Genomic DNA, 8,844 nt, shown 5'->3' on the forward strand with positions numbered 1-8,844 from the left:
GACCCCTAGCCCGTGAGGCAGCCCGCAGGGTCGTCGCGGCGGATGCCGCGCTTCGGGCCGCAGGCCCGAGAAGACCCGAGGAAGGCGCGAGCGCCTATCCGTTTGGGCTGGGGCCAAACGGATACTGCCTTAAAGCGGAATTGCATTTCCTCTCTTGTTCTTGACTGGGAAGCACTGCCATGGTAGAATAAGGACAAGGTGCTGCTACATACGGTTGCAGGCGGTTGGCCCCCGCATGAGACGGGGGATTTCCCCGTTTCGGAAGAAAGGGGGAGATGCTTATGGTTACATATGCGGAACTGTTCCAGTTCTGTCTGGTAATTCTGGGCGTTGTTACTGTCGTTTTAGAAGTAACAAAAAAGAAATAACCGCCACCCTGAGAAAGTGATGCGGTTATTTCTGCAAAACCAAAGGGGCTGACCGTCTGCGGGCAGCGCCTTTCTTTATGCTCATTATAGCCTGAAAACAGGACGCTGTCAAGCGTCCTGTTTTGACTGAGTGGAGCGCACTTCTGCACAGCACCCGAACAGGCCGGCAAGCTGGCAGGCCCGTCCCGATCGGGCACTGTGTAGTGGGGTTTTGCGGCACAGCTTGGGGCGAGTGAGAGGGCCTGTCTGGGCAAAAAACAGGTCGAGGCGGGCTGTGACATGTGTGTCTTTTCCGCCCAGCCAAAGGCGGGCACCCTTCCGGGGGGATACATAAGGGGGTTCCCCCTTATGTGTGCTTTTTATCTTGCTTTTTGCACAAGCAAAAAACAAGCCGTCCGCCCGGACGGGACCGGGCATCCTCTGCCGCTCGCGGCACACCTCTTAAAAAGGGGAGAAAAAAGGAGGGGAAAAATCCCCTCCTTTTTCAGGAATCAATCTTCGATGCCGGAAGTTTTCTTGGACTCGTTTGCCCAGTCGTCGAAACGCTTCATGACCTCGGTATAGGTGTTCTGGCTGATCGAGGGGAGCTTGCCGCCCAGCTCGACGCCCGCGGCCTTGAAGCCTTTTTCGACCGCCTTGCGCAGCTCTTCGATCTTGGAGGCGTCGCCGCCCGAGAGGGCCTTGGCCATATCCATGATGCGGCCCGCGACCGCGTCGACCGAATATTCGCCGCCCGGCTCGAGGGTTTTTGCCGCTGCCGCGCTCTGTTCGGGGCTGACATAGAGGTTCATCCCGAACAGGGTGAGGTTGCTCTTCTGGCCCTGTTTGACCACCATGCTCTGGAGCATCTTGACAAAGCTGTCCTGACGCGCCTGCTCCGCCTGCTGGAGCGACTGCACCTGTGCGGAATTCAGCTGGTTTTTGCTGTAGGTGACCGGTTTATCGTTCCCGGTTTTGGTGAAGGTATCCTGGTTGACCTTCTGATCGGACGCGGAGGAAGATTCCTCTTTCACCGCAGTATCCGCTGCCTCGGAAGAGGCTTTCTGCGCCGCTTTTGCCGCCGCAGTGGACCATGTTGCGCCGGAATAGCCTGCATTATAAACAGAATTGTTCCCGATCTGCATGAATTTTCCCTCCCAAAAGACAAAATGTTAGATAAACGAATTCATCATCATACCGACCGCATAATAGTTGGACATGTTGTGCACGCCGATGCGGCTATAGGTGCTCATCATCTTGAAATAGTCGGTGTTGCCGAACGAAGCGCCGCCCGCCACGCTGCTGAACATGTTCTTGTTTGCGCTGCCGGTGCTGCCGGACGAGCTGCCGACCAGGCTTGCGGAGGGCGCGTTCAGGCCGGTCTGGGCGTCCTGCTTGGAGTTGTCCGCAATCCGCTTGGTCAGGTCCTTGACAAAGCTGGCGTTCTCATCCATCTTCGCCATGAACTTGTCGCCGTTGATCTTGAGCTTGCCGTCGCTGCCGACCGACATCCCGATCATCTCGAGCGAACGCTCGGAAACCGGCGGGGTCACCATCCGCTTGAGCTGCTTGAGCACGCCCACGCCGCGGTCCTCGTTCTTCTCGAGGAAGCTGATGACGTCGTTATACGCGCTGACCAGGTCTTCCATCGCGTCGAGCGCTGCGGAAGAATCGCTGCCGCCCGCCTTGATCTTGGTGCTGCCGGTGCCCTTGAAGTTGACGGTGATCCCGTCCACCTCGACAGTATTGGTCTTGGACGTAAAGGTTTCGGTCTCCTCGCCGTTTTTGGTCAGGGTGAACACCGCCTCGCGGCCCTCGGTCTCGACCTTGTCCAGCCCGAGCGATTCCGCCGCGCTGCCGCTCGCTGTGAAGCCGCCGCTGCCGGTGCCTGCCTCCCCTTCAATCGAAAGGTAGGATTTCCCGTCCTTCTTGGTGACCGACGCGGTAACCCCCGCGTTCAGGCTGTTGATCTTCTCCGCGAACTTCTCGAGCGCCTCGTGGTTGGTCTTTGCGCCCGCCGAGCTCAGGCTGACGTTGTAGGTCCCTTTTGCGGTCTGGAGCTTGAGCGAGCCGCCCAGTGCGGGGAGTTCGCCTTCGCTGGCGTAGCCGTTGGAACGGTTGACCTGCCCCGACGCTGTCTGGGTAACCAGCAGCTCGTAGGTATCGTCCTTGTTCTCCAGCTTGCCCGAGACAGTCGCGACGGTGCGGTCTTCCGACGCAGCCGCCATCTTGTCGGCCTTGCCGTTGATGACCTTGTCCGCTGCTGCTTCCAGCTTGGACAGCTTCTCACTGTACTCTTTCAGGAACTTGGTATCCTCCGTCCCCAGCGTACTGCTCGACGTGGCGCGCGAAGCGCCCACCGCCCCAACACTCTTGTTGCTGCTTATCGATGTCAGATACTTCATCTGATTCATCTGGGAATATCCCGACAGGACTGTATTCATCCAGTTTCCCGAATTGACAGATAACATGGCTTTTCCTCCTTACTCTAGCATTTTGGCTGGACACGCGGGTATTCCCGCGCGCCTGTTTCCTACTATAAATGTTCGCCCGCCATTCTGGAAAAACAAGCCGCCCAAGCGCTTTTTTCATAAATTTTTCACATCCGGGCCATGCCTGCCCACCGCGCGGTATCCCGCTTTTTCAGAAAAAAAGAACGCCGCCTTCCGGCGGCATTCGAAGAGATGGCTATTTTATCTTTTCCGGCAGAGGGCCGCGCCCGCCGCCACGCCCGAGACGATCACGCCCGCGGCGGCAAGCCCCGCGGCTGCGGACGAGCCGGTGGAAGGGATCGCGGGGGACGCCGCTGTGGGCCGGGGCGCGAGCGGCTGGTCGGTGATGAGGTAGCTCCCCAGAACCCGCACGTTTGCAGACCACCCTGCAACCGGGTCCTGGCTGCGGTCGGAATACCGGAATTCCCCGGTCCGGTCAGCCAGGCCCCCGTCCCCGTCGATCTCGTAAATCCAAACCCGGCTCACAGCGGGCGCATCCGGGCCGTCACGCTCCCAGGGGATGCCGAGCGTCAGGGCCGCACGCCCGGCGCCGGGCACCATCGGGCGCCCTTCGAATGTATAGAACCACGCCCGCGCATCCGCCGGGCGGACATACGTCTGCATGATCCGCTCGTCCGCCCGGGTGGACAGCCGCGCGTAAAACTGCCCGGGGACCTGCCCCTCCGGGAACGAAAGCGCAGCCAGGCCATCCCCCCAGAGGATCGCGTCGCCATCGTCGAGCATGGCCACATGGGAGCTGTCCTCCCGCGCTTCGCTGGATACGGCGAGCGGTTCGACCGGTTCACGCACCGCCGCCGCGGCAACCCCACTGAAAGCTGCCACCAAAACTGCCAGTATCGACGCAAAAACCCGCTTCATGCCGTATCCCTCCCTTTCTGCCGCACCGGAAATCCGGCGTCTCTTTTTCCTTATTTTATAGTATATACCACCAAAGCCCGGATCGTCAAGTCAATTTGTAACCATTTTGTAACCAATTTGTAATTTCCCGCGCCGCTTTGTTACCGATTTGTCATTTTTTGCGCGGCTGCGCGGCACTTCTCTATTTAAATAGGAAGCAGACAAAGCCCCCAGCCCGGTCCTCAGCCCCAAGGCCCCCGAAGAAGGGCGCAAAAGCCCCGCACCGCTTGCGGCGCACCTTTTTAAGAGGATAACCCACCTGCATCGCTGTGTAATAAAAAAAAGCCCCGCATCTGCGAAGCCTTTTTGTTCTGGAGCAGGTGACGGGAATCGAACCCGCGTTGTCTGCTTGGGAAGCAGAAGTGTTACCATTGCACCACACCTGCGACGTCGGTCTTTATTATAGCGCGTCCGGAGCGTTTCGTCAAGCCGTTTGGAAAATTTTTTGTACCGCTGCGGATACAGCCGCTTTCCAGCCGCCGGGACCGGCCTGCCATCCCGGTGGACAAAGCGCGCTGGCAGGCAAAATCCAGCCGCCGAACCGCAGGCTCCCGCCTTTAAGCGGTTTGGCTGTAAAACAGCTGCACCGCTTTGAACAGGATGTCCACGATCAGCAGGAGCTGCGAAAACCGCATCATTCTCGAAAGGTAACGGAACAGCTTCTCGTCCGTCTCGTGGCTAAACAGCACCTGCCTTTTCTCCCTGCGCAGGAACAGATAGACCACCCCAATGACAAGCAGGACCGTCCCCGCCACAAGCAGGACGAATGAAACGCTGCTTTTTTGCAGAAAGAGGTCCGCCAGAACCACCCCGATCGAAAAGATCGGAAAAAGGGCTGTTAAGAATAGGAAAAGAAAGCCGCATATCTTTTTCATGCTCTTTACACCCGCATCAAACCATTTATTTGGTGCATGTTACCTCACATTCCCATCATAAATGGTCTGTCGGATTTTGTCAATCGTTTTGGAAAATTTTTGTCTATGACGATCTGTTTGGCAACGGAAATTTGGGCTGGAACCCAAACTTCCGTTGCGCAAGCTCCCTGCTTCGGGGGTCTTCTCGGATCTGCGGCCCGGACTGCGAGCCGCAGCGAGCGTTTCGAGGCCAACCGCCGCAGGCGGCTCTTAGGCCGAGATCGCGGCATCCGCCGCGACGACCCTGCGGGCTGCCTTGCGGGCGAGGGGTCACCGGGCGCATGTTGTTTTGGGTTCCCGACCAAAACAACGCCCATCGCTTCTCGGGCTTTCAGCCCGAAGCGCGCTTGCGCGCGACGCTCGGGCAGGATGCGCCTCACGGGCGAGGGGTCAGCGACCCCTCCCCGTGTGCCCCTCCCCGGCAGGCCTTGTGCACCGATCCGATCGGGCACAGTGTAGTGGGGTTTTGCGGCACAGCCCGGGTCGAGTGGGCGAGGCTTGTCTGGGCAAAAAACAGGTCGGGGCGGGCATTGACATGCGTGTCTTTTCCGCCCAGCCAAAGGCGGGCACTCTTCCGGGGGATACATAAGGGGTTTCCCCTTATGTGTGCTTTTTACCTTGCTTTTTGCACAAGCAAAAAACAAGCCGTCCGCCCGGACGGGACCGGGCATCCTCTGCCGCTTGCGGCACACCTCTCAAAAAAGGTAAGGTGCTGCACCGCTGCACAAAAAGAACCCCAGCGCGGGGCGGATTCCCCGGCAAGCCCTGTGCGTCGATCGTCCAGGTGCTGTGCAGAAGTGATTCCACTCAGTCAAAACAGGACGCTTGACAGCGTCCCGTTTCCAGGCTATAATGAGCATAAAGAAAGGCGCTGCCCGCAGACGGTCAGCCCCTTTGTGAGTACAGAAATAACCGCATCACTTTGTCGGGGTGGCGGTTATTTCTTTTTTGTTACTTCTAAAACGACAGTAACAACGCCCAGAATTACCAGACAGAACTGGAACAGTTCCGAATATGTAACCATAAGCATCTCCCCCTTTCTTCCGAAACGGGGAAATCCCCCGTCTCATGCGGGGGCCAACCGCCTGCAACCGTTTGTAGCAGCACCTTGTCCTTATTCTACCATGGCGGTGCTTCCCAGTCAAGGAAAATGGCGGTTGGCATTGCCACACCCCCTATCGGATGGTGTGGCTGGCCGCATACCGTTGTTGCAGCTCCTGCATTTCATTCTATGGAAATGGCTTTCAGTCAAAAAAGGAGGGGATTCCCCTCCTTTTTTCACGCTGTTTTTCACTTCCAGAAAGCATCCGTCCGCCGTCCCGCAGCAATCCGCCCACTGCCCCCTGCAAAAAACCGGCGGTGCGTTTGAGCCGGAACAGCCGCTAGGGCCGGAAGCTGGAACGCAGTTCGGAGAAATACCCATAGGCGGCATGGTAGGCATAGGGGATGCGCCCATAAGGGCTGCCGTTGCGGTTTTTGAGGAGGACCAGCTCGACCTGGCGGGGGTTGCGGGTCTTGGCGGCGTTGACGTCGAACCCCTGCTCCCCTGCCCCGGCGAGCTGCAAACCGAGCAGGACGTCCGAACTGTACTCGACCGCGCCGCTCTCCTTGAATGCCTCCATCGAAACCGCGCTGCGATAGTTCTCCCGGTTAAACGAGGAGATCGCCACGACCGGCAGGTCGAAATCACGGCTGATCCGCTTCAGCTCGACCACCGCGCGGTCGGTGTTCTGCTTGTCGCTGGCGCGGGGGTCGGCGGGCTTGAGGATTTGCAGATAGTCCACCATCACCACCGGACGTTTCCCCCGCAGCCGCAGATGCTGCCGCACCTCCTCGCGCACCTCCTGTGCGCCGATTTCCGCGATCCCCTCCCGCACAAACAAACAGCCCGCGGATTTCCGATAGGCTTCGATCGCCCGGTTGAGCAGGAGCGCACGCCCGGCCGGAAGCTGGTTCTGCATCCGCAGAACCTGACGGGCAGTAAACGCGTCCTCCCGCGCGGCCGACGGATCCAGCCGCCAGGTGGTGCGCGAAATCCCCTTCGCCACCAGCTCGAGACGGCCCATCTCGAGTGAAAAAAACAGGACGTCGGTGCCGTTCGCGGCGATATATTCGGCAATCTGCAACAGATACGAGGTCTTTCCCAGCGACGAGATCGCCCCCAGCACGTAAAGGCCCGCATAAAATCCCCCATCCAGAAGCTGGTCCAGCGCCCGGAACCCGGTCGGCTCGGCCTGGCGGCTCCCCAGCCGGATCGACGCATCCAGCAGCTCGGACACCGCGTCCGCCGCGCTCGTGTGCGCGTAGGCCAGCCGGTCGGCGTCCGCCGCCTGCATCAGCAGCTCTTCCAGCGCCGCGCGGTCGGCCACCAGCAGTTCGTTCACGTCTTTGACCGTCCCCGGCAGCATCAGCTCCCCGCAGGAAAGCCCCAGCCCCTCCAGGCCTTCCCGCAGCTCCCGGTTCATCCGCTGTCCGGCTGCGTCCCGGTCGCCCGCCGCAACAAACCGGTAGCTGTTCGCCGCCCCCGGGTTTTCCGCGCAAAGGTTCAGGAAGCGCCGCACGTTCCCCGCGCCGCAGAGCGCCACCGCGTGCCGTCCGCACGCCTCAATCGACAGCGCGTCGAACACCGCTTCGGTCACAAACAGTTCGCCGCCCTGCCCCTCCCCTTTGAGGTAATCAACCCCAAACAGCCCCATCGAGCCGGTGCTGTTTTTGTACCGCGGCTGTACCCCGTCGCGGATTGCGCGGGCGCAATAGGCGGTGCATCTCCCGCCTTCGAACAGCGGCAGATAAGCCCGTCCATCCCGCTCAAACAGCCGGTAGCGCGCGCACAGTTCCGCCGGAATCCCCCGCGCCGCAAAGTAGCTCCCGCCTGTCCCGCAGGCCGCGACCGCCTCCTCCACCATGCCGGTATAGTCGGCTGCCGGCACCGGTTCCGGCGCTTTTTTTTCCGGGCTGCCCCGCCGCACCTGCACCGTTTTTTCGGACGCGGGATCGGTGCGCCCGAACCCCTCCGGGAACGGGATCCCAAAGATTTCACACGCCTTTTTGATCTGCCGCGGGAAGCTGTCGCACTCGGGATAATCCATCGCGATCAGCTCGAAAATGTCGTAGCTTTTCCCGCAGCCAAAACAGTGCAGACGCTGGGTCTTTTGGTGGTAGCTCATGCTCGGGGTGGAGTCCCGGTGGTCCGGGTTGATGCAGCGGATCAGCCGGTTCCGCCGCCCCCCCACCACGATCCGTTTCTGCGCCATGTATTCGGGCAGCAGCGCCCGCAGTTCCTGTATCAGTGATTCGTGCGTCCTCATCCTCTGTCCCCCCTCTTTTCTCCCCATATTGTATCAGATTTCCCCCGTTTTCGCAAACTGCCCTGCGGGCGCCTTTTTTGTGCAGCGGTGCGGCTCGGCGCTTTTTTGTACAGCGGTGCAGTACCTTACCTTTTTTGAGATGTGTGCCGCAGGCGGCACCGGGATGCGGGGTATCCGCCCCCACGCTGGGGTTCTTTCTATGCAGCGGTGCAGCACCTTACCTTTTTAAAGAAGAATGCCGCCTTCCGGCGGCAGGGGATGCGGGGTATCCGCCCCCGCGCGGCGGGTCCCTTTTCGGATGCACGAAAAGGGACCAAAAGTGCATTTAAGGGGCAACGCCCCTTAAAAAACCCCGCGCCCCCAGACAAACGCTCATGCTCAGGGCTGATTTGCACCCTCTTCCGCCCCCAGACGATGGTGGGGGATGTACAGCGGTGCAGCACCTTACCTTTTTTGAGAAGTGTGCCGCAGGCGGCACCGGGATGCGGGGTATCCGCCCCCGCGCGGCGGGTCCCTTTTCGGATGCACGAAAAGGAACCAAAAGTGCATTTAAGGGGCAACGCCCCTTAAAAAACCCCACGCCCCCAGACAAACGCTCATGCTCAGGGCTGACTTGCACCCTCTTCCGCCCCCAGACGATGGTAGGGGATGTACAGCGGTGCAGCACCTTACCTTTTTTGAGAAGTGTGCCGCAGGCGGCACCGGGATGCGGGGTGTCCGCCCCCGCGCGGCGGGTTCCTTTTCGGATGCACGAAAAGGGACCAAAAGTGCACATAAGGGGGAAGCCCCCTTATGTATCCCCCCGGAAGGGTGCCCGCCTTTGGCTGGGTGGAAGGGACACGCATGTCAGTGCCCGCCCCGACCT

5 protein-coding genes and 1 tRNA gene are annotated in these 8,844 nt (G+C 60.0%); all 6 read right to left on the reverse strand.

Translation table 11 applies throughout. The features are described 5' to 3' along the window. Positions 1-859: 859 nt before the first annotated feature. The gene (locus C814_RS22185) at positions 860-1,492 is read right to left on the reverse strand and encodes a hypothetical protein (RefSeq protein ID WP_016317892.1); all 633 of its coding nucleotides are present in this window, start codon (positions 1,490-1,492) and stop codon (positions 860-862) included. Positions 1,493-1,519: 27 nt separating this feature from the next. Then, on the reverse strand, positions 1,520-2,818 hold the full coding sequence (locus C814_RS10965; RefSeq protein ID WP_016317893.1) for a flagellar filament capping protein FliD: 1,299 nt from the start codon (positions 2,816-2,818) through the stop codon (positions 1,520-1,522). Positions 2,819-3,040: 222 nt separating this feature from the next. Further along, positions 3,041-3,718: a hypothetical protein gene (locus C814_RS10970; RefSeq protein ID WP_016317894.1), complete on the reverse strand. Its 678-nt coding sequence runs from the start codon at positions 3,716-3,718 to the stop codon at positions 3,041-3,043. Positions 3,719-4,069: 351 nt separating this feature from the next. Further along, a tRNA-Gly gene (locus C814_RS10975) sits at positions 4,070-4,143 on the reverse strand. Between the two features lie 171 nt (positions 4,144-4,314). After that, entirely contained in the window at positions 4,315-4,632 is a 318-nt protein-coding gene (locus C814_RS10985; protein ID WP_016317895.1) for a hypothetical protein, read from the reverse strand. A 1,421-nt stretch (positions 4,633-6,053) separates the two neighbouring features. Beyond that, a complete protein-coding gene (locus C814_RS22190; RefSeq protein WP_016317897.1) occupies positions 6,054-7,979 on the reverse strand; it encodes a DnaB-like helicase C-terminal domain-containing protein in 1,926 nt (641 codons plus the stop codon). Positions 7,980-8,844 lie beyond the last annotated feature (865 nt).

Source organism: Anaerotruncus sp. G3(2012) (assembly GCF_000403395.2).
Classification (GTDB): Bacteria; Bacillota; Clostridia; order Oscillospirales; family Ruminococcaceae; genus Anaerotruncus.

Coding starts and splice junctions, on each gene's coding strand:
- C814_RS22185 (WP_016317892.1), bottom strand. CDS start 1,492: ATGCAGATCGGGAACAATTCTGTTTATAATGCAGGCTATTCCGGCGCA.
- C814_RS10985 (WP_016317895.1), bottom strand. CDS start 4,632: ATGAAAAAGATATGCGGCTTTCTTTTCCTATTCTTAACAGCCCTTTTT.
- C814_RS10965 (WP_016317893.1), bottom strand. CDS start 2,818: ATGTTATCTGTCAATTCGGGAAACTGGATGAATACAGTCCTGTCGGGA.
- C814_RS22190 (WP_016317897.1), bottom strand. CDS start 7,979: ATGAGGACGCACGAATCACTGATACAGGAACTGCGGGCGCTGCTGCCC.
- C814_RS10970 (WP_016317894.1), bottom strand. CDS start 3,718: ATGAAGCGGGTTTTTGCGTCGATACTGGCAGTTTTGGTGGCAGCTTTC.